The sequence below is a fragment of the Kurthia huakuii LAM0618 genome, from assembly GCF_000505545.1.
In the GTDB taxonomy this organism is placed as follows: domain Bacteria; phylum Bacillota; class Bacilli; order Bacillales_A; family Planococcaceae; genus Kurthia; species Kurthia huakuii.
The window spans coordinates 39,479-61,103 of sequence record NZ_AYTB01000008.1 but is presented as its reverse complement, the minus strand read 5'-3'; the positions used below and the strand labels follow the sequence as shown (position 1 = coordinate 61,103).

General features: G+C 41.6%; 23 protein-coding genes, 4 tRNA genes and 1 other annotated feature. Of the genes, 11 read left to right on the top strand and 16 right to left on the bottom strand.

The features are described 5' to 3' along the window. Window positions 1-29 precede the first annotated feature (29 nt). Window positions 30-932, top strand: a complete 903-nt coding sequence (locus V514_RS0104525; protein ID WP_029498581.1) for an EamA family transporter — start codon at window positions 30-32, stop codon at window positions 930-932. Window positions 933-1,105: 173 nt separating this feature from the next. Beyond that, window positions 1,106-2,140 carry a PTS transporter subunit IIC gene (locus V514_RS0104520; RefSeq protein ID WP_029498580.1) on the top strand — a complete coding sequence of 345 codons (1,035 nt, stop codon included), beginning with the start codon at window positions 1,106-1,108 and terminating at the stop codon, window positions 2,138-2,140. Between the two features lie 119 nt (window positions 2,141-2,259). On the opposite strand, the gene V514_RS0104515 is transcribed toward V514_RS0104520, so the two are convergent. Further along, the gene (locus V514_RS0104515) at window positions 2,260-3,036 is read right to left on the bottom strand and encodes an SMI1/KNR4 family protein (protein WP_029498579.1); all 777 of its coding nucleotides are present in this window, start codon (window positions 3,034-3,036) and stop codon (window positions 2,260-2,262) included. A gap of 93 nt (window positions 3,037-3,129) precedes the next feature. Here V514_RS0104515 and V514_RS0104510 point away from each other — a divergent pair, with 93 nt between their 5' ends. From V514_RS0104510 to V514_RS0104500, 3 genes are all read left to right on the top strand, one after another. After that, a complete protein-coding gene (locus V514_RS0104510) occupies window positions 3,130-4,005 on the top strand; it encodes a ComEC/Rec2 family competence protein (RefSeq protein WP_029498578.1) in 876 nt (291 codons plus the stop codon). Beyond that, window positions 4,005-4,223 (top strand): DUF3006 domain-containing protein, encoded by a 219-nt coding sequence (locus V514_RS0104505; protein ID WP_029498577.1) that lies wholly within the window; start codon window positions 4,005-4,007, stop codon window positions 4,221-4,223. The genes V514_RS0104510 and V514_RS0104505 overlap by 1 nt, the downstream gene beginning before the upstream one ends. Before the next feature lie 425 nt (window positions 4,224-4,648). Next, window positions 4,649-5,002: a hypothetical protein gene (locus tag V514_RS0104500; RefSeq protein WP_029498576.1), complete on the top strand. Its 354-nt coding sequence runs from the start codon at window positions 4,649-4,651 to the stop codon at window positions 5,000-5,002. 75 nt (window positions 5,003-5,077) lie between these two features. On the opposite strand, the gene V514_RS0104495 is transcribed toward V514_RS0104500, so the two are convergent. The 6 genes from V514_RS0104495 to V514_RS0104465 all read right to left on the bottom strand — a co-directional run bounded on the left by V514_RS0104495 (window position 5,078) and on the right by V514_RS0104465 (window position 7,290). Further along, window positions 5,078-5,150, bottom strand: a tRNA-Phe gene (locus V514_RS0104495). A 10-nt stretch (window positions 5,151-5,160) separates the two neighbouring features. Next, window positions 5,161-5,253: transfer RNA gene (locus V514_RS0104490), tRNA-Ser, on the bottom strand. 26 nt (window positions 5,254-5,279) lie between these two features. Next, window positions 5,280-5,355 (bottom strand) — tRNA-Ala (locus tag V514_RS0104485). A gap of 3 nt (window positions 5,356-5,358) precedes the next feature. After that, window positions 5,359-5,433: transfer RNA gene (locus V514_RS0104480), tRNA-Gly, on the bottom strand. Window positions 5,434-5,537: 104 nt separating this feature from the next. After that, window positions 5,538-6,695 (bottom strand): M20 metallopeptidase family protein, encoded by a 1,158-nt coding sequence (locus tag V514_RS0104470; RefSeq protein ID WP_029498575.1) that lies wholly within the window; start codon window positions 6,693-6,695, stop codon window positions 5,538-5,540. An 85-nt stretch (window positions 6,696-6,780) separates the two neighbouring features. Continuing rightward, window positions 6,781-7,290 (bottom strand): ferritin, encoded by a 510-nt coding sequence (locus V514_RS0104465; RefSeq protein ID WP_029498574.1) that lies wholly within the window; start codon window positions 7,288-7,290, stop codon window positions 6,781-6,783. A gap of 141 nt (window positions 7,291-7,431) precedes the next feature. Here V514_RS0104465 and V514_RS0104460 point away from each other — a divergent pair, with 141 nt between their 5' ends. Continuing rightward, entirely contained in the window at window positions 7,432-8,208 is a 777-nt protein-coding gene (locus V514_RS0104460; RefSeq protein WP_029498573.1) for a DNA polymerase III subunit epsilon, read from the top strand. Between the two features lie 152 nt (window positions 8,209-8,360). Here the strand turns inward: V514_RS0104460 and V514_RS0104455 are convergent, their stop codons facing one another. Together V514_RS0104455 and V514_RS0104450 are read right to left on the bottom strand one after the other, a co-directional pair. Further along, entirely contained in the window at window positions 8,361-8,879 is a 519-nt protein-coding gene (locus V514_RS0104455; RefSeq protein WP_029498571.1) for a hypothetical protein, read from the bottom strand. A 103-nt stretch (window positions 8,880-8,982) separates the two neighbouring features. Next, window positions 8,983-9,744 carry an SDR family oxidoreductase gene (locus V514_RS0104450; protein ID WP_029498570.1) on the bottom strand — a complete coding sequence of 254 codons (762 nt, stop codon included), beginning with the start codon at window positions 9,742-9,744 and terminating at the stop codon, window positions 8,983-8,985. Window positions 9,745-9,882: 138 nt separating this feature from the next. Between V514_RS0104450 and V514_RS0104445 the strand changes: the two genes are divergently transcribed. Beyond that, on the top strand, window positions 9,883-10,440 hold the full coding sequence (locus tag V514_RS0104445; protein WP_029498569.1) for a TetR/AcrR family transcriptional regulator: 558 nt from the start codon (window positions 9,883-9,885) through the stop codon (window positions 10,438-10,440). A 44-nt stretch (window positions 10,441-10,484) separates the two neighbouring features. Here the strand turns inward: V514_RS0104445 and V514_RS19615 are convergent, their stop codons facing one another. The 5 genes from V514_RS19615 to V514_RS0104420 all read right to left on the bottom strand — a co-directional run bounded on the left by V514_RS19615 (window position 10,485) and on the right by V514_RS0104420 (window position 14,432). Beyond that, on the bottom strand, window positions 10,485-11,066 hold the full coding sequence (locus V514_RS19615; RefSeq protein ID WP_029498568.1) for a TetR/AcrR family transcriptional regulator: 582 nt from the start codon (window positions 11,064-11,066) through the stop codon (window positions 10,485-10,487). A gap of 308 nt (window positions 11,067-11,374) precedes the next feature. Next, window positions 11,375-11,818, bottom strand: coding sequence for a MarR family winged helix-turn-helix transcriptional regulator (locus V514_RS0104435; protein ID WP_029498566.1), 444 nt, complete (start codon window positions 11,816-11,818; stop codon window positions 11,375-11,377). 148 nt (window positions 11,819-11,966) lie between these two features. Further along, window positions 11,967-12,551 carry an adenylyl-sulfate kinase gene (cysC, locus tag V514_RS0104430; RefSeq protein ID WP_029498564.1) on the bottom strand — a complete coding sequence of 195 codons (585 nt, stop codon included), beginning with the start codon at window positions 12,549-12,551 and terminating at the stop codon, window positions 11,967-11,969. Continuing rightward, window positions 12,551-13,693 carry a sulfate adenylyltransferase gene (gene sat / locus V514_RS0104425; RefSeq protein ID WP_029498562.1) on the bottom strand — a complete coding sequence of 381 codons (1,143 nt, stop codon included), beginning with the start codon at window positions 13,691-13,693 and terminating at the stop codon, window positions 12,551-12,553. The genes cysC and sat overlap by 1 nt, the downstream gene beginning before the upstream one ends. Before the next feature lie 34 nt (window positions 13,694-13,727). Beyond that, window positions 13,728-14,432, bottom strand: coding sequence for a phosphoadenylyl-sulfate reductase (locus V514_RS0104420; RefSeq protein ID WP_029498561.1), 705 nt, complete (start codon window positions 14,430-14,432; stop codon window positions 13,728-13,730). Window positions 14,433-14,782: 350 nt separating this feature from the next. Between V514_RS0104420 and V514_RS0104415 the strand changes: the two genes are divergently transcribed. From V514_RS0104415 to V514_RS0104400, 4 genes are read left to right on the top strand one after another with little or no spacing between them, the layout of a single operon-like run. Continuing rightward, complete coding sequence (locus V514_RS0104415) at window positions 14,783-15,805, top strand: sulfate ABC transporter substrate-binding protein (protein WP_029498560.1); 1,023 nt, start codon at window positions 14,783-14,785, stop codon at window positions 15,803-15,805. A gap of 13 nt (window positions 15,806-15,818) precedes the next feature. Further along, window positions 15,819-16,667 (top strand): sulfate ABC transporter permease subunit CysT, encoded by an 849-nt coding sequence (gene cysT / locus V514_RS0104410; RefSeq protein WP_029498559.1) that lies wholly within the window; start codon window positions 15,819-15,821, stop codon window positions 16,665-16,667. Window positions 16,668-16,681: 14 nt separating this feature from the next. Continuing rightward, entirely contained in the window at window positions 16,682-17,542 is an 861-nt protein-coding gene (cysW, locus tag V514_RS0104405; protein ID WP_029498558.1) for a sulfate ABC transporter permease subunit CysW, read from the top strand. 12 nt (window positions 17,543-17,554) lie between these two features. Next, a complete protein-coding gene (locus V514_RS0104400; protein ID WP_029498557.1) occupies window positions 17,555-18,628 on the top strand; it encodes a sulfate/molybdate ABC transporter ATP-binding protein in 1,074 nt (357 codons plus the stop codon). A 44-nt stretch (window positions 18,629-18,672) separates the two neighbouring features. On the opposite strand, the gene V514_RS0104395 is transcribed toward V514_RS0104400, so the two are convergent. After that, window positions 18,673-19,473, bottom strand: coding sequence for an HNH endonuclease (locus V514_RS0104395; RefSeq protein ID WP_029498556.1), 801 nt, complete (start codon window positions 19,471-19,473; stop codon window positions 18,673-18,675). A gap of 117 nt (window positions 19,474-19,590) precedes the next feature. Then, window positions 19,591-21,156 carry a 2-isopropylmalate synthase gene (locus V514_RS0104390; protein WP_029498554.1) on the bottom strand — a complete coding sequence of 522 codons (1,566 nt, stop codon included), beginning with the start codon at window positions 21,154-21,156 and terminating at the stop codon, window positions 19,591-19,593. Between the two features lie 51 nt (window positions 21,157-21,207). Continuing rightward, window positions 21,208-21,439: a binding site (T-box leader), on the bottom strand. Window positions 21,440-21,625 lie beyond the last annotated feature (186 nt).

Genomic DNA, 21,625 nt, shown 5'->3' with positions numbered 1-21,625 from the left:
CGTAACAATTAAAAGGAGTTTTATTTATTATGTGGTTTTTATTTGCCATTTTAACATGGATTTTATGGGGTTCGGCTAACCTATTTTACAAGAAAGCATCATCACCAAATGACCGTTATAGCCATGCCAAAATTGCCATTATGGTCGGGCTTGTTATGGGGATTCACGCGACGATTTACTGGATTACCGCAGATGTGCAAGTTGAAGTACAAGACTTTATTACGTACTTACCAGTATCTGCACTATATATTTCTTCGATGGTATTCGGTTATGTCGGTTTACGTTATTTAGAATTATCCATTGTTGCGCCACTGCAAAATGCTTCTGGTGCCATTACCGTGCTCTTATTCTTAATTTTCTTCCCAAAAGACATTACGTGGTTGCACATTACCGGCTTCGTACTCATTTTAGCCGGGATTTTATGGCTCGCTTTTATCGAGAAAAAATACGACGACCTCGAATTACGTCGTAAAGGCATTCAAGTCGATTCAAAATATCGCTACGGCTTTATCGCCTTAACATTCCCGTTATTGTACGCGCTACTAGATGGTCTTGGAACATTCGCAGATGGCGTTGTATTAGATGAATTAGCGTTAATTAAAGAAGGCCCTGCCATTATCGCCTACGAATATACGTGGTTTACGGTAGCGGTTGTGTACTTTATTTACTTAAAAGTAAAAGGTGCCGACTTCAAGCTGCGCGATCAAAAAAATGGGACGATTGCTGCTGTACTTGAAACAGCCGGTCAATTTTTCTATACGTATGCGTTGGCCTCTGCTTCATTATTAGCAGCACCAATCATCGCGTCGTTCTTCGTGTTCTCAATGATTTTAGGACGCATTTTCTTAAAAGAAAAATTATCAAAAGCTCAATACGGCGTTATTTTCATTATCTTTATTGGGATTATGATTTTAGGTTATTTGGACGTTTAAGCTAGGAACCAGTCATTGCTGTGTGCAATGACTGGTTTTTTGTGCTCGAAAAAGCATTAAATTGTTGTTTTTGTTCAGAAATATCGAATTTTCAGAATTAATTATTTACTTTTACACTTCAACGCGATAAACTAAGTCTACTTTATGTTACACACGATTAGGAGCTGTACAGTATGAAAGATTTCTTCAATAAATTATTAACCGGCATGAGTATCGGGATTGTCGTTGCACTCATTCCGAACGCCTTAATTGGCGAAATTTTAAAGCTACTCATTCCGACATTCCCTGCGTTATCGCACTTATTAAACGCCACCGTCCTCGTCATGAGTATGCTCCCGGTATTAATCGGGATTACAATCGGCATGAGCTTCAAATTAACACCGATTCAAACCGCAAGTATCGGTTTAGCAGCCGTACTTGGTAGTGGCGTTATTACGTTTACCGAACAAGGTATGGTCATCGCCGGCATTGGCGTTGTGTTAAATACCGGCATTACCGCTGCATTAGCCGTGCTATTCGTTCAAACGATTGGAACAAAATTAAAAGGCTATACGATTTTATTAATGCCAACGTTAACCGTACTAATTCCCGGCATGATTGGCTATATGCTCCTACCATTCGTCAAATCTGGTACAGACTATGTTGGCGAAGGTATTGCCTATGTAACAGGTCTGCAACCGGTTGTGATGGGTGCACTACTTGCCGTCATTTTCTGCCTTTTAATTTTATCACCTCTCTCAACGGTCGGCGTTGCAACCGTCATTTCACTTTCTGGTATCGCCTCTGGTGCCGCTAATCTAGGTATTGTCGCAGCGGGTACAGGCTTGTTTTTAGCAAGCTTAAAAGCGAACTCTGTAGGAACTGCCCTAGCGCACGTACTGGGCTCACCAAAAATTCAAATGCGCAACTTCTTTATGAAACCAAAAATGGTCACACCGATGCTCATTACGGCTGCTGTACTCGGCGCGATGGCGGGACTATTAAACATTCAAGGAACGCCGATGTCAGCAGGCTTTGGTTTATCTGGTCTTGTTGGACCGCTAAATCATATGAACCTTGTTGATGGTGGCTGGTCACTAACGAATACCGTTGTCATGCTCTTAACGTTCTTCGTTGTGCCATTCCTTTTAAACTTCATATTAATTAAACTATTTATGGTGAAAGTAAAACTGATTCAGCCAGCAGATTATAAAATTGATATTGAATAATACAAAAGCGAACGATGCTAAATCTTCAGCATTGTTCGCTTTTTGTCGTTATTATAACTTAATTGCTAGAAAATGATTTGTTTTTTAAACCCTTATTTTAGTTCTGTCCCAACCTCTTCTTATGCTTCATAAATTTGCTGCATCGCATCACTCCAAAGCTGCTGCTCCTTTAGGCGCTCGATACACTTTGCGACTTGCGACGATGTAATAATCGTTTGACGCTCCCATAGCTTTAAATAATGCGGTACAAACTGGTGTGCTTCATGGCTTGCATAACGTGCGACATCAAGCAACTCGCCAACAAAATACACATCCGCTTCGTCATCGGGATTATGCTGCATATAATGCGTGGCCGCTTCCAATGCCTCGCGCAATTCATCGGCTGACTCGGCATTGTTCAGTTGTTCTTTTATATCATAAATCGGCATCTCTCCGTCGTCCTCAACATCCCCGTCATCATCTTCCATAAACTGCTCACCGTCATGACCAAGCCCTTTAACAAAAGCATCAAATGACGGCGCTAGTTCAATAATATCTTCATCGGCCGTAAAAACGAGCACAGCCGGCTCCGCAGTATCCTCACGATAATCAAACGCAAACCACTCGTCACCATCGCCGGCAAATATGACAATATGATGTTCTAAATGATAATCCTCAATTAATTCGGGTGTATCTTTTAATGACGGCGAGCCTGCCGTACCATACATAAAATCAATTAATAGCGGCTCTGCTAACGCTTCATTATTGTAGCTCGTGTAGCGCAATGTCCCGCCATTATGATATTTTAATTGCTCAATATAACTTTTTGGTAACTTCACGCCAAGTGCTTGTTCTACCGCGACAATCTCTGTATACGTCACGCCAGCTGTTTGTTCTTGTTCATGCCAAATGTTCATGCTACTCACCCTTTCAGTCATTATTGTTCTTATTCCCCGTCCTCAGCAAATAATCCTGCAATATGGTACATTATTTACAAAAGGAGGGCTCGTATGAAGAAAATAGCAACAATTATTATTGCACTTATTATTTGCGTGATTGCCGCATTGTTCATCGAAAAAACAACCGATACTATCTCGCCTACAAACGACGGCACAACGACTAGCGATGTCCGCGTACATATTATTGATGTTGGACAAGGTGATGGCATTTGGATTGATACTGGCAACGAAAACATCGTCATTGATGCCGGGAATAAAGGACAAGGAAAAACGATGATTGCCTACTTAGAACAACATGGCGTAAAAGAGCTCGATGCGATCATTTCAACGCACCCTGACGCCGATCATGTCGGTGGACTTGCCGATGTTATTAATCATTTCCCCGTCAAAGCCGTCTATGCGCCGCGTGTCACGCATACAACGCAAGCTTACAAAGAGTTTTTAGAAGCTGTTAAAAAGCAGCAATTATCGATTAAAGTAGCAAAGCAAGGTGTGACGATTAACAGTACAGCAGCCGGCGTCAATATGACGTTTATCGGTCCGACGAAGGACTACGCCAAAAACGACTTAAATGATTGGAGCGCTGTGCTCGAACTAACGCATGGGCAAAAGAAATTTTTATTAACCGGGGATGCCGAAACCCCTGCTGAAAAAGATATGCTTGCAGCGGGTGTCGTTGAAGCCGTTGATGTGTTAAAAGTGAGCCATCACGGAGCAAATGAAGCATCTACGAGCGACTATTTAACCGCCGTAAAGCCGCAATATGCAGTTATTAGCGTTGGCGAAGGAAATCGATACAATCATCCAACCGCTAGTGCGCTAGAGCGATTAAAAGCGAGTGGTGCTAAAATTTTGCGCACCGATGAGCATGGGTCTATCGTCTTTACGTCTAACGGAAAATCCATTGCAGTTGAGGAGGAACGCTAATGAAAGCGATTGTCGATCGGTTTGAATGTTGTTTCGTCGTTATCGAATTAGAAGATGGTACGACAAAAGATGTCCCGCGTGCACATTGCCCTGATAATATTGACGTTGGACAAGCAATCGATATCGCAGAAGATGGTACGATTACGATTGATGCCGCGCGTACACAAGCGCTGAAACGTGAAATCGATGCGCTTGCCGATGATTTATTTGAAGAATAGTTGAAATAATTCCTTGTTTTTTATTTTGCAGAAAAAAGGACCTTTTGATTACGAATGTAATGCTCATTTCCCTCTACTGTTTATTAAACAGAGTATTTTTTATCTACTATTTTGTAACATTACGCGTACCCTTTTATTCACACAATAAGCAATCACCTATATCATTTGAAATAGGTGATCCATAACGAATCTTATAATACAGCTAATCCGCGATTTATTAATATTTTCTACCTAAAAACAACCTATTTTTTAGACGGTTTGACGTCTATTGTCATTTAATACTTCGTAAATTTCCGCCGAACAAAATAGCGGATTCTACTTATCATGTCAAGAGAAAAAGGGATTTCTTCACTATTTACGTTACGCTTGAAAAAATGTAAATTATTCCTTACATATGTATTACTGGGGGGAGGATTTGAACGCCATTGGACGGACAAGTTATTTATGTGTCACATAATTATCCATTGTTGCGACTATTTCAAGACTATTTAAATATAGCGGAAACGAGCTTTTTCCACGCAGTTTATCGCTATGATCGCACTGAAATTCAAACGATTTACCGCAATTACCTCTATTATTCAGATATCGATTACGATATTGTAGCCAGTGCGATTTGCTCGGTGATTCGTACACTTGAAGATTATTATAACGGCATCACTGTGAAACACATCAACCGCCTCCATTCTTTTATTCAAGCGGTGATGGAAACATCTCTCATTGATTCTATCGATTATACTGCATTATTATTTAATAAACCAAAGCACTTATTTAATTTGTAAAGCCCATCCAATGCTAGGAGATGGGCTTTTTAAAATTTAAAAAAACGCCTACGTTCGTGACGTAAGCGTTTAATATGGGTTTGGACGGAATCGAACCGCCGACACTTAGAGCTTCAATCTAATGCTCTACCAACTGAGCTACAAACCCGTTATAAAAATGGAGGAGGTAGAGGGATTCGAACCCCCGCGCGGTTTAACCCGCCTGTTGGTTTTCAAGACCAATCCCTTCAGCCGGACTTGGGTATACCTCCGAGAAAAATTATATAACAATAAAAAATGGTGGAGCCTAGCGGGATCGAACCGCTGACCTCCTGCGTGCAAGGCAGGCGCTCTCCCAGCTGAGCTAAGGCCCCATATGGAGCGGAAGACGAGGTTCGAACTCGCGACCCCCACCTTGGCAAGGTGATGTTCTACCACTGAACTACTTCCGCATTACAATGCTGTTTACGTTTATTATATTATCACAGCATATTATTGACGTCAATGTTTTTTCGTTATTTTTCAAAAAAAGCATCGCGCTAATCGTGCGCAATGCTTAATAACTTGGACATAACTCTTCAGCCAATTGAATAAAGTAGCAACTGCCATTAATCAAGGCCTTTTCATCTAAACGAAATTTTGCATGATGTAGCGGATACGCGTCGCCAAAATCTTTATTATAGACGCCTAACAGCTGCATTGCACCCGGCACGACTTCGGTGTAAGCTGAAAAATCTTCGGCAATAAATAACGGCTCTGGTATCGGTACCGTCCGCATTTCACCAACAACCGAAATCGCCGCCCGCTCGGCATAAGCCGTCGCCTCGTCATCATTAATAACCGCAGCACACCCTAAATGCCATTCCACACTCGCCGTTGCGCCGTGCATCAAACAAACATTGTGAACAATCTTCTCCAACTGTTCACGCGACGCCACACGCACACGCTCATTATGCGAACGAATCGTTCCACCAATTTTTGCTTGTTCATCAATAATATTTGGCGCACTGCCGCAATGAAACATCGTCACAGAAAGTACCGGCGTATCAAACGTTGGCATTTTTCGCGATACAATCGTTTGCAGTGCCGCAACAATTTCAGTACCGATAATGAGTGGATCAATCGCTTTATACGGCTCCGATGCATGCCCACCTTTACCGCGCACCGTAATTTGAAAATCATCGCCAGCCGCATTCATCTTTCCTGAGCGAATCGCAATTTGTCCGGTTTCATATGCAGGGTGCACATGGAGCGCAAAAATGTAATCGACGTCATTCATAATGCCTTCCGCAACTAAATCAACGGCTCCACCGGGCGCTACTTCCTCGCCATGTTGAAAAATAAAACGGATTTCGCCAGCAAATTGTGTCCCGCGCTCGCTAAGCTCTCGCGCTGCACCGAGTAACATCGCCGTATGCGCATCATGGCCGCAAGAATGCATAACGCCTTTATGCTTCGATTGAAACGGCAAATCGGTCTCCTCTTGAATCGGTAAGGCGTCCATATCCGCACGAAGCGCAATCGTCTTGCCTGCTTTATCGCCCGTGAGCACGGCCAAAACACTTGTTGGCGTTAGCTTTGAGAGCACTAAATGTGGCATCGCGCGCAGTTGTTGTTCAACATAAGCCGCTGTGTTTACTTCTTTATACGACAATTCTGGATACTGGTGTAAATGGCGGCGCCAAATAATGAGTTGTTTTTGTAAATCGTTCATTGCTTCACCTCTTCATTACGCTATTAGTCCATACAAAAAAAGAAGCTAGACAATCTCATCGTCTAGCCCCTTTAAGTGCCTATTTTTATGCTTCTGCCGGCATATTAAATGTACGTTTTGCTAATTCATCATCTAACATAATGACTGCATTTGAATCTTTGCGAATACGCTCTAATTTTGAAATTAAGTTGTCGAATGTCGCTTCTTCTTCGACTTGTTCATCAATGAACCATTTTAAAAATGCCATTGTTGCATGTTCGCGTTCATCTAATGCAATATCTGAAAGTGCATAGATGCGTTTTGTAACTTCTTTTTCATGTTTCAATGCCGTTTTAAATGTATCAAGTAATGATGTAAAATCATTTTTTACTTCTGGGAATGGTTGAATCGTTACACGATACCCCATATCGCTTAAGAAGTTATAAAATTTCATCGCATGGAAACGTTCTTCTTCTGCTTGAATTAAGTAGAAGTTTGCAAAGCCGTCATAATTTTCATCGGTGCAATACGCAGCCATTGCCAAGTAAGCATGTGCTGAATAAAATTCAAAATTTAATTGGTCATTTAATGCATGGTGTAATTTTTCTGATAACATTAAAATGCCTCCTCTTCTATGTCTCTTTTCCTATTATACCCCATTTTATTGAAATCATGCAGGTTTTAAAACAAAGAAATCTTGCCACTTTACGCTTCTGTTATACTAAATGTACATGCTTTTCACAAAGGAGTTTCATAGATGATTACGTTAGCAATACATACGGCCAATCAATGGCCCGATAGCGTCTGCCATATTAGCTTAGCAAAAATCCAGCAGCATACAATTATCGATACGCTCGACACGTATATTTACGCTGATGATTTCGATCCGTTTTTCACGAGTCTTCATGGGATTAGTGCCAGCGATGTAGCGCAAGCCTCGACATTTGCGGCCTTTGCACCGATTTTGACGCAATGGCTGACAAACGAAGTCGTTGTTGCTTATTATGCACCGTACGAAGAACAAATACTTCGCGACACGTATAACGCCCACGATTTACTCATCCCGAATTGTACGTTTACGAGCTTACAAGCACGTGCCAAAATGGAATGGCCAAACGTTACACCAACGCTGATGCATATGGCGCTACAGGCGTCGCATACATTAGCGCCATCAGAAGGTGAAATGCTCGCGACAATTTTATGTGCCATGCGTTGGACAAAAGATGATTTACAAACGACCGCGCAATTCGCTTCAGTCGTTACATCATTAGCAGGCGAAACAATCGTTTTTACCGGCGGCTTAGCGGACATGACACGCGCAACTGCTGCGCGCCTCATTCGCCAACAAGGTGCGATGTTTAGCAATACGATAACGAAGCATACGACGCTACTCGTCATTAGCGCAAGCAGTATCGAGCGCCACGAACGCACCGGTCAAGAAAGCACAAAATGGCGCAGAGCCAAACAGCTCCAGATGCAAGGCCAACCACTACGCATGATGAGCGAACAAGACTTTAGCGCACTTTTGACATAATAAAAAGAGGCTTTTACAAAACAGTTCCTGTTCCTTTTTTAGCGTTCGCCACAAAAAACCGGAACCGCGCCACAGCGCGATTCCGGTTTTTCTTATGCTCATCTGAGAGGGTGTTGTTACACGTATGTCCTAGCCTCTTTTGTTATGCCTTACTAATACAAATCATCTGGTAAATGGAACGTTTCAACTAAGTCGTCATTTTCGGCATCATACACGTTGATAACCGCTTTAAAGTCCTCTTGCGAACGACCATCAAACACTTGATAATACATTAATGATGACGCAACTGCTAAAAAGGCTGTTTGTAGCTGATCATTAAATTGCGTGAAATCCACCTTAACGTCCGCAATCGTATGTGAGCTATTCACTAAAATATCTGTGAATGCCGGATATTGCATTTGAACCATCGTAAAGCTTTGCTGCACTTGTAAATCAATGTCATTCATCGCCTTACGATAATTAGCATGCGACATGGTATATGTAAGTTGGTTGGCTGATTCTTCAACATCTTTTGCAAGCGATGCATCAACGGTACCGGCATAATCCGGCTCCATCATAATCGTCACACCGGTTAATCCTTTATCAACAACAACCGCTTCGTCAGCATTCTGTTTACCGCACCCCGTCAATACAAGCGCGAGCGCCGACATTCCTAAAACTAATTTCTTCATTTTAACACTCCCTATATCCTTTCTAGTATACGAGAAAATGCCCATATATTGCACCTAAAAAGCTATCAAAAAAAGAAAGCCCACGAATGGACTTTCTAAACGCTTAATAGGCGCCCCAACCAGCATCTGCCTCAATCACTTGACCTGTTACAAAACTCGCTTCATCTGACGCAAGGAATAACGCCAATTGTGCGATTTCTTGTGGTTCACCAACGCGCGGCATTGTCGCTTGACCTGTTTGCTGACGTTTCATTCCTATTTGTGAAATATTTTTCATTGACGAGCCGATGTTTGTGTTAACGCCACCTGGTGCAATACCGTTACAACGAATATTTTTATCGGCATACATATAGGCGGTATTTTTCGTCAAACCAACAACAGCATGTTTTGATGCCGTATATGCAGCACCGGCACGAGCGCCATGTAAGCCTCCCGCCGAAATAGTGTTGACGATGACGCCATGACCTTGCGCTAAAAATAGTTTTGACGCAATACGCATCGATTTCATGACAGCTGTCGTATTAATAGCCATAATTAAATCCCAACGTTCGTCTTCGATTTCATCAACCGGTTCCATGCCATCCATAATTCCGGCGTTATTAACAACGATATCGACCTGCTTGTATGCCACGATTGTTTCATCGTACATTTGTTGTAACTCGGCACCATTTGCGACGTTTGTCTTTACAGCAATGGCTTCGCCGCCTGCTGCTTTAATTGCCGCTACGACTGATTCAGCACCTTCTAAATTCAAATCCGAGACAACTACTTTGGCGCCTTCTTGTGCATAAAGCTCCGCAATGGCTTTCCCCATACCTGACGCGGCACCTGTTACGATAGCTACTTTATTTACTAAACGATCCATGTTCCTCTCTCCTTTACGAATCAACATTTGTTCATTTACTATTATAATAACGATACGAAAGCGTTTGCAAAAATCTCGCACAACACAAATGAACAAAAAGGAACGCTTTTGTTCATTTAAAAAGGAGGGCTTTTATCGATGACAGCACGTACTGAAAAAATAACACAAGCATTCCATACGGCGATGCTTACATTATTAGAAACACATACACTTGATGCATTATCGATCACACAAATTTGTCGTACAGCTAAGTTAAATCGCGGCACATTTTATTTACATTACGCTAAAAAAGAAGCGCTTTACGAAGAAGTCATGGAAGCAATTATTGATGATTTGCTCGATGCTTATTTTGAACCGTACGAAAAAAATCCACAACTCAGCATTTGGACACTCGATGAAACAACGATTTCTTTTTTCGACCACATTTCAAAATATCGCCTCTTCTATGGAAACATTTACAAACATGCACCAAATGTACAGCTTCAACAGCGTATTTACGACAAATTGTACGAATTATTTTTTGCAGACTTGCTTTACCGTAAAGATGCTGACCCAACGCTCGACATCGCGCTATTAGCAGGCTATCAAGCGGGCGCCATTTTAGGTATGGCGCGGACGTGGATTTTACATGATTTCAACGATGAAGTCTCACATTTAAACGCGCAATTGAAAAAAATTATGTTATTAAACACTTAAAAAATGCTGACTTCACATCATGCGCGATGTGAAGTCAGCATTTTTTAATGGCTATTACATGCCGCCATTTCCACATAGAAATTGGCCATTTTTTCAGGTGTTTCACGGTGCTCTGTAGACAGCCACTCGACAAGACATGACACGAGCGAGGTTGCAGCCATCGTCGCTAAATAATGTTCGGGAATATCTTTACGCAACAACATTAACGGATGCGGCCATTGTCCATAGACAAACCACTGCTTAATAAGGCCACCTAACTCATTGCTAAACGTAATACTGCTACCATTTAGCAATAAAACTTTAAAGATGTCTACACGCTCCGCCACATATGCAAATAACTTAACAATATACTGCAATAATTCGTAACGTTTTGGCGAGTCGAGTGAGAATTCAATTTTCGTATGCAACACAAAATGTTCTAAATCCTTTAGAACATTGGATTTCACCGCCTGAAATAACATATCTTTATCTTTATAATGTAAATAAAATGTGCCGCGATTAATATACGCTTGTTTTGCAATTTCCGCCACCGAGATTTTGGCAAAATCTTTCTCTTTTAATAACGTAAATAAGGCCTGTTGAATCGCTTGTTTTGTCGAATTATGTAGGACAGCAGAGGTATTCATCCTAATCCCCCTTTTAAAAATAATAGTTTCGTGCTTTTATTATCGGATTCAACGATTTATTTTTTACTATTTTTGTTCAAATCAAATTATTTTTCAACATAATATACTTGTCACATTGTGGAAAAATAATTTTTTATTTCCTATAATTCCTTTTTTAACGAGACTTACGGCAGCATTCGCTAACACTCACTAAAAATACTGTAAAATCCATAAGATAAAATGATTGTATTTTTTTGCTATCTAAAATGCCACAAAAAAAACGACGAATCCAGCGCGCGTTTACTGGATTCGTCGTTTTTTTAAGTAGCTTATGCTTTTACATTTAATAAATCTTTTGCATGAAAGCCAATAAGTTTCGCTACTTCAATAAATTGTTGTTGCTGTGTTTCATCTAATACCGCAAAAATATCTTCTACTTTTTTCTCATGTTGCGGGAAAATTTCATCCATAAATTGCTTGCCCGATTCCGTAATCGCTGCAAACGTCACGCGGCGATCTGTCGGACAGGCGATGCGTTCCGCAAAACCTTTTTTCTCTAATTTGTCTACTACATACGTGATACTACCACTCGTAATTAAAATCTTTTCACCAATTTTTTGAATTGGTTGCTCACCCTTATGATAAAGTAATTCCAATACTGCAAATTCAGTCATATTCAAACCGTATTTTTGCATATCTTTACGCAACACTTCTTCAATTGATTGCGATGAACGTAGTAAGACTGTTAATGACTTTAATGCGACTTCTGACATTGTAAGTCCCCCTGTATCTTCAAAATATTTATCTTAATTTAAAGACATTTTATCAAATATTACACCAAAAGTCAATGTCCGTCGCTTAAATCTCCATGAAAAAAAGCGAGAATCGGCCACTGGCACCATTCCCGCTTCAATAAATAGGTTACGCAATATTTAGTTTTGCTAATAACTGCTCGACGCATTCTTCAATGCTGTAGCGCTCGGTATCTAAAATAATTTCCGGTTGTTCCGGTTGTTCATACGGTGCTGATACACCGGTGAAGTTTGGAATTTCACCACGTTTTGCTTTTTCATATAACCCTTTTGGATCACGCTCTGAGCACGCTTCAACCGACGCTTTGACATACGCCTCAATAAATTCGCCCTCTTCGACTAATTCACGGACAATTTGGCGATCAGCACGATACGGAGAAATAAACGCCGTTAGCACGATTTGACCGCTATCGACGAATAATTTTGCCACTTCACCGATACGGCGGATATTTTCTTTGCGACTGTCCTCATCAAAACCTAAATCTTGATTTAAGCCATGGCGAATATTGTCGCCATCTAACACGTACGCTTGTTTATTACGTTCAAATAACGCATGGTTAAAGGCATTCGCAAGCGTTGATTTTCCTGATGCAGACAGCCCTGTAAACCAAACAATTACACTTTTTTGTCCTGATTGTTGTTCGCGCTGTTGTTTTGTAACAGATGCTTGATGCCAGACGATATTTTCGACCATTATGCGTTCACCTCTGCTTGTTGCATGCCTTTAATTAACACGTCAACGACTTCTTTACGGCTAAATTCTTTCGGTGGGACTTGACCAGCACGCAGCATTTCACGCACTTTTGTTCCTGAAAGAATGATATGGTCTTCTTTACCATGTGGACATGTTTTAGTTGTCGCCATACCACTGCATGCGTTGCAATAGAAGCTATGCTCAAATTTAAGTGGTTGAATGCCTAATTCTTCAGTTGTAAAGTTAGTGAAAATTTCTTGTGCATCGTATGTGCCGTAATAATCACCAACACCAGCATGATCGCGACCCACGATAAAATGTGTACAACCATAGTTTTTGCGCACTAACGCATGGAAGATTGCTTCACGTGGCCCAGCATAGCGCATAGCCGCTGGGAAAATCCCTAAATGTACGCGATTTTTCGGGTAATAATTTTCTAATAACACTTCATAACTTTCCATACGCACATCGGCTGGAATATCATCTGATTTCGTTTTCCCTACTAATGGATTTAAAAATAAACCATCGATTGTTTCAAGTGCCGCTTTTTGAATGTATTCATGCGCGCGATGAACCGGGTTACGCGTTTGGAAGCCAACAACAGTCTGCCACCCTTTTGCCGCAAATGTCGCACGCGTTTCTTCTGGCGTAAAGGTGTACGCTTCAAATTCAGGCTCTTGGTGTTTAATTAACACGATGTCCCCACCAACATATGTATCTGGACGATTCAGCATTTGCTTTACACCTGGGTGCACTTCATCTGCTGTACCGTAAACGTTCACCGCTTCTTGTTGTTTATCTGGTGTATAGATTGATGAAATCGTAATCGTACCGTACACTTCACCATCGCGTACAAGTTTCGCTTCATCGCCAATTACTAAGTCTTTTAATTCGGCATCCGATACCGGTAGTGCGATTGGAATCGACCAAACCGTACCATCTGCTAAACGCATATTTTCGACAACGCTCGTATAATCTTGTTCGTTCAAAAATCCTGTAATCGGGCTATAACCACCGATACCGATTAACTCTAAATCACTTTGTGCGATGTCATCGATTGTAATCACTTTCGTTAAAGCCGATGTGTCGTATGTTGGATTGAAGCGGTTTACTAATGTCCCGCCATGTGCTGAAATTGTCATGTGTATCTCTCCCTTTTTCTGAATTATCAATCAATTAACCGTGTAAGCCACACTCTGTTTTTCCTTGCCCTTGCCATCTGCCTGACCGTAAATCTTCAACAGTCCATGCCGGCTTTGTACATTTTTCGCAACCGATACTTGGGTAACCATTGTCATGCAATGGATTGTACGGTAAATCGTTTGTTGAAACGTAGCGCCAAACATCTTTCCACGTCCAATGAATTAATGGACATACTTTAATCGATGCAAATTTTTTATCCTCATTAATGAAGTTTGTCTTTGCACGTGCACCACCTTGTTCGCGGCGCAAACCTGAAATCCAAGCAGTTGAAGCAGACAAGACTTCATTTAATGAATCCAGCTTGCGCAATTGGCAACATGTATTCGGCTCACGCTCCCATAACTTGTCGCCATACTGCGCAGCTTGTTGCTCAAGCGTTAACTTTGGCTGCTTTAACTCTATTTGAAGCGCTGGATATTTTGCTTTGACGTTGTTAATCGTGTCATACGTTTCTTTAAAATGAACATTCGTATCTAAAAAGACGATGTTGGCATCTGGTTTCACCTTCGAGATTAAATCGATTAAGACAATCCCTTCAATACCAAAACTACATCCATAGACGATATCATCACCATACTCGGCATACGCCCATTTCAACGTATTTAATGCGCCTTTATACCGTTCATCTACTTCAAATTCCGGCAATACCGCATCATGAATCGTGTTAAATGTTAACATAATTATTCACCTCTATTTTAATCAAAAAAGGCACCGCGACATCAACATAGCGACGAGCTATCGATGTTTGCAGTGCCTCCAGTTTTCTGGTCAGCTTATTTATTCGGTTCATCATGATGAATTGCTCAAAGTATAAACTATTCATTTCCGAGTTGTCAACTTGTATTTAACAAAAAAAATTTTAATTCATAGTTGACTTATCGGAAATAACCTTTTAAAGTATAGCTAAAGCATTTGTACATAAGCTGATCAGACGACTGAAGGCTACAAAGGCGCAAGCGATGAACCGACATCGCCACGCACCTTTGTAGCCTTTTGTTGATTAAATTTATTATGAGGATGTGAATCACATGAAAAAACGTACCTTTGCAGTAGCCGCATTCACTTGTTCATTGTTGCTTAGTGCGTGTTCATCAAGCGACCGTAACAGCCATGCTGACACGATTAACTTATTAAATGTGTCGTACGATCCAACACGTGAGCTCTATGAGGATGTCAACAGCGCATTCATTAAAAAATGGCAACAAGAAACCGGCCAAACCGTCAAAATCCAACAATCACATGGCGGTTCTGGCAAACAAGGACGCGCGGTCATCGATGGACTACCAGCCGATGTCGTAACGCTTGCACTCGCCTATGATATTGATGAAGTAGCGAAAAATCGCCATCTTATTCAAAAAGATTGGGCAAACGCATATCCTGACCACTCATCACCATACACTTCAACGATTGTTTTTTTAGTGCGTAAAGGCAATCCCAAAAACATTCACGATTGGGATGACTTAACAAAATCCAATGTGTCAGTCATTACGCCGAATCCGAAAACCTCGGGTGGTGCACGCTGGAACTACTTAGCAGCGTGGGGCTATGCAGCAAAGCATTATGACAACGATAAACTGAAAATTGAGAATTTTATGAAAAAATTGTATGGCAATGTGCAAGTGCTCGATTCAGGTGCGCGTGCCTCGACGACAACCTTTACTGAACGTGGCATCGGTGATGTGCTCATTTCATGGGAAAACGAAGCGTATTTATCATTAGATGAACTTGGCCATGATAACTATGAAATCGTTACGCCCTCGATGAGTATTTTAGCTGAACCACCTGTTGCCGTCGTCGATAAAAATACGGCACATAAGGGCACCGAAAAAGTCGCACAAGCATATTTACAATTTCTTTATACAACAAAAGGTCAAGAAATTGCCGCAAAAAATTACTATCGTCCACGTAATAAAAAGGTACTGCAACAATACAAACAACAATTTCCAAACATCGAGATGTTGACCATTCGCGACTTTGGCGGCTGGAATAAAGCGCAAGCCGAACATTTTAGTGATGGTGGCACATTCGATAAAATTTATACGACGAATTAAGAGGTGAACTTACATGACGCTTTCCCCGCAGACAACCACACCGACAAAGCGTAAAAAAATGACGGTGTTACCAGGCTTCAAATTAACGCTTGGCTATACGGTGCTCTACATTAGCATTTTAATTTTATTACCGTTATCCACGCTCGTTTGGAATACGATGCAATTATCATGGGCAGATTTTTGGGCGGTCATTACCGACCCACGAGTTGTCGCCTCGTATAAAGTAACATTCGGTACAGCACTCATTGCCGCCATTATCAATGTGCTGTTTGGCACGATGATCGCCTGGGTGCTCGTACGCTACAATTTCTTTGGCAAAAAAATCATTGATGGTCTTGTTGACTTACCATTTGCGTTGCCGACTGCCGTAGCAGGTATCGCACTGACAGCTTTGTATGCACCAAATGGTTGGATTGGCCAATTTTTACCGTTCCAAGTTGCATTTACACCGCTTGGTATTATCGTGGCGTTAACATTTATCGGCTTGCCATTTGTCGTGCGTACCGTGCAGCCCGTACTTGAAAATATCGGTGCCGAATCTGAAGAAGCGAGTGCATCACTTGGTGCGAATCGCCTCCAAACGTTTACGAAAGTCATTTTTCCAGAACTGATTCCAGCCATTTTAACCGGCTTTACACTGGCGTTCTCTCGCGCACTTGGCGAATATGGTTCGGTCGTCTTTATCGCCGGCAATATGCCCATGAAAACCGAAATTACACCGCTGATGATCATGACGAAATTAGAGCAATACGATTATGCGGGAGCGACTGCCATTGCGGTCGTAATGCTCGTTGCCTCATTTCTCATTTTACTCGTTATGAATACGATTCAATGGCTTGTTAGCCGTAAATATACTGTGTAAGGAGCTGAACAACAATGGTGATTTCCCTCGACCAATCAAAACAATCGCTTAAAGCCGACCCAACATCCTTAAAAGAACCGCGTATCGTTCGCATTGCGCTCACGACCATGTCACTACTGTTTTTATTTATTTTTCTCGTGATGCCATTAGCTGTTATTTTTATTTCCGCATTACGAAAAGGTTTTGGCGTCTATATAGCAGCGATTACCGAGCCTGATGCACTTAGCGCGATTCAATTAACGTTGCTTGTGGCGGTCGTTGCTGTCCCATTAAATACATTATTCGGCATCATCGCTGCGTGGTGTATTACGAAATTTAACTTTAAAGGTCGCAACTTACTCATTACAATCATCGATTTACCATTTGCGGTATCCCCAGTCATTGCAGGGCTTGTCTTTATTTTAGTATTCGGCGCACAAGGCTTATTTGGTGAATGGTTTTTAAATCACGACTTCCCGATTGTCTTTGCGCTTCCAGGCATTTTACTAGCCTCCCTATTTGTAACCGTGCCATTTGTCGCACGTGAGCTCATTCCGCTCATGCAGTCACAAGGCACGCAAGAGGAAGAAGCGAGTGTGTCGCTTGGCGCGAATGGTTTGCAAACATTTTGGCATGTGACGTTACCAAATATTAAATGGGGGCTACTATATGGCGTCATTTTATGTAATGCGCGCGTCATGGGCGAGTTCGGTGCCGTGTCAGTCGTTTCAGGTCACGTACGTGGCTTGACGAACACGATGCCGCTACATATTGAAGTGCTCTACAACGAATATCAATTTACAGCGGCCTTTGCGGTTGCTTCATTAATGTCGCTACTAGCTATTTTAACAATCATTATTAAAAACATTATCGAATGGAAAACGGCGCATCGCTAAGGAGGAATTTTCATGAGCATCACAATCCAACATGTCAAAAAAAAATTCGGCGATTTTACAGCCGTTGACAACGTCTCAATCGATATCGAATCCGGTGAATTAATCGCCCTTCTCGGTCCATCTGGCTCCGGCAAAACATCGCTACTACGCATTATTGCAGGGCTAGAACAACTCGATGAAGGCGCTATTTTATTCGACGGTGAAAACATTACAAACATCCATGCGAAAGAGCGCAATATCGGTTTTGTATTCCAACATTACGCGCTGTTTCGCCATATGACGGTCTTTGATAACGTGGCGTATGGCTTAAATGTTCGCCCACGTAAAACGCGCCCGTCAAAAAAAGAAATTCACGACAAGGTCATGACACTGTTATCACTTGTCAAGCTCGAACATTTCGCTGAGCGTTATCCAAATCAATTGTCTGGCGGGCAGCGACAACGCGTAGCACTCGCTCGCGCCTTAGCAGTTGAACCAAAAGTATTATTACTCGACGAACCATTTGGTGCACTCGATGCAAAAGTGCGGAAAGATTTACGCCGTTGGTTGCGTAAAATGCACAATGAATTCCATGTCACAAGCATTTTTGTGACGCATGACCAAGAAGAAGCACTCGATGTTGCCGACCGTATCGTTGTCATGAACAAAGGACATATTGAACAAGTAGGTCCACCAGAAGAAGTATACGATCACCCAAATAGTCCATTCGTGTATGATTTCTTAGGGAATGTTAATTTATTTAAAGGCCGCATGCAAAATGGCCAACTCGTCAACGGCAATTTGGCGGTTGATGTGCCAGAAGCCGCTCCATCATCAGAAGCAGAAGCAATCGGCTATGTCCGCCCACATGACATTCATATTGAGCGCACAAAAACATTTGACGATGCAGTGCAAGCAACGATTATTTACATTCATGCGATTGGACCGATTGTACAAATTGAATTGCATCGCGACGATATCGATGAATATTTAGAAGCTGAGTTACCGAAAGAACAATTCCGCCAACTAGCACTCAAACGCGGTGAACACGTATTCATTCGTCCGCGCCAACTGAAAGTATTTATCCCCGAAGATTTTTCAATTTAAATGACAAAAAAACCGGAACCGCCCTCGCGATTCCGGTTTTTTTATTAACCCCACATTAATTTTGCGCTCATATGTGGTACTTGATTATGCTCTTCTTCATCGACAAGCTGCATAACACCTGGAATTTCATGATGATGCCACACAAAGTTTTCCGGCGTCATCCCATGCTCTATATTAATGCGATCCAGTTCATTTAATGACAATTTCTCACTCACCGGTTCGCGTGCTTTAATAGCTGCTGCAAGCGCCGCATTACAATATGCTACTTGCTTTTTATTCGATGCTTTAATGAGTTCTTCTGGCAATTTCACCTCGTAAATCGACGTAAACTGTGGAAATGAAGCATCTTCTTGACGCGCGACAAACGCAGGTTTTGTTGCTGTTACAACGACATCGTCACTCGTATCAAAATTTGTTCCTGCAGAGCCAGCAACAACGGTTTTCCCTAATATTTTCATGCCCTCTGTCGCACGATTACGATCACTATACGCAACACCTTTTAGTACTTCAACGCCATTTTCGGTCACATTTTTCAGCGTACTAGTAACATCGCGGACAACATAATTACCGGCCTTTTTTAAATCACTGACACCTTTATCAACACCTTGCTCATCTTTCTTCACAAGGCCAACACCTGCTGTTACGGTGCCATCGACAACGGTACCCGCTAGTTTTACGGTATTACCGGTTGCTTGTCCAACAAGCGGCGCCACTTCTTCGACCCATTTGCCGGCTTCTTTCAATGGTGTACGTTGAATCCCTTTTCCTGCTAATGATACCCCTGTTTTCACAGTACGATCGACAACATTTCCTAACCCTTTACCAAAACGTTTCCCTAAATCCATCGTAATTCCCCCTAGCATGAAGTTATTACATTCATTTTACAATACGCCACCTCTAACTGCCTAACGATATGGGCACAAAAAAAGGATGAGATCCCCACCCTTTTTAAAATTATTTTCTTAAACTTCCGTTGGCACAAATTGCTCGACAATAATGCTATTAGCAGCATTAATATACGCCTCTGCACTCGCGCGAATGACATCGGTATGCGTCGCCTTGGCGATATACGTCTTATCATGGCTTTGCACTTGAATTTTCACTTTCCCTAGCGCCTCTTTCCCACGCGTCACACTCGAAATTTTATATTCCATAATATTCATGTCAACATCAATCACTTCTTTTAACGCCGTATACAGCGCATCAATTGGCCCTGTTCCGACCGTACTTGCACGGAATGTTTCCGTTCCTTTCGATACTTTAATCGTTGCTGACGGGAAAATTGGGTTACTAATTACTTGAATATCTTCTAATACATAAAAGGCGTCGGCATGTTTTTCAAAGTTTGCGATTTTATCATGACGGCGTAAATAATCTTCAACTAAAATAAATAAGTCATGGTCATACACTTCTTTTTTTGCATCTGCTAATTCTAAGAAATCTGCAAAAACACCTTCAAATTGCTCATCCGTGATATCAATCGATAAGTTGTTGATAGCATTACGCACTGCATGGCGACCAGAACGCGCGGTTAATATAAGTTCCATATCATCTAAGCCTACCTCTGTTGGATGAATGATTTCATAAGCATCACGCGATTTTAATAGTCCATCTTGGTGAATACCTGATGAGTGCGCAAAAGCATTGTCACCGGTAATCGCCTTATTCACTTGTACATCTAAGCCCATTAAGCTCGACACAATTTTTGATGTATTAATGATTTCCTTCTTATTAATAGATGTGAATGCATCGAAATAGTCACCGCGTGTTGATAAGGCCATGACGACCTCTTCAAGAGCCGCATTCCCTGCGCGCTCACCGATGCCATTTACCGTGCACTCGACTTTATCGGCACCATTTTTCACCGCTTGTAATGTATTGGCTGTCGCCATCCCTAAATCGTTATGACAATGGACGCTTAATAACACGTCCGGATTAACGTTTTTAATGCGATTATTTAATTTATAAATCATGTCGCCAAATTGCTCTGGCACAGCCCAACCGACTGTATCTGGTACATTAATCATCGTTGCACCCGCATCAATAACTGCCTCGATCGTTTTCCATAAGTATTCAAAATCTGAGCGCGATGCATCTTCCGTTGAATATTGTACTTGCGGCATTAAGGATTTCGCATACTTCACTGCATCCACGCCAATTTGTAAAATTTGATCCTTTGATTTGCTAAACTTCTTTTCCACATGAATATCCGATGTGCCTAATACCATATGAATCATCGGGTTTTCTGCATATTTCACTGCATTGTATACCGCATCAATATCCGATTTCACAGCACGTGCTAGCGCCGTAATCATCATATTCGTTGAACCACCAACTTGCTGTGCGATTTGCTTAACTGCTTGGAAGTCTCCTTCTGAAGATGCCGGAAAACCAGCTTCGATAATATCAACTTGTAATTTTTTTAATTGTTGTGCCACCTCTAATTTTTCATAGATGTTTAATTTTGCGCCTGGCACTTGCTCTCCATCACGTAACGTTGTATCAAATACCCAAATTTTTCTCGACATACTTCAACACTCCTCTTCCACTATTTAATAATAAAACACCTCGCCTCTATCGCTAGAGACGAGGTGTTAACTCGCGGTACCACTCTAGTTGAGCGATTGTAATATATCGCCCCACTTAATGAACAAAAATGTTCCATGTATAACGTGCATGACCCGATTTATCCTACTATTTTTTCAGATAATTTGCTCCCGGACGAGTTCAAAGCGGTTTCTGCTAATTCTCACCAACCATTAGCTCTCTTGAAAAAACCATTCTTTTACTACTCCCGTTCTTTGCATGTAATATATTAGCTTGATAACATCATAGTAAAAAGTTTTTAGAATGTCAACAATTTTCTGAAAATATTTTGTAACTTAATAAATAAGCTTGCCCATCCCACTGTTCCTCGCTGCAATACATATCTTAGTAAACAATGAACGCTGCTACACAAAAAAACGAGTAACCACGTCGTCGCGTGATTACTCGTCA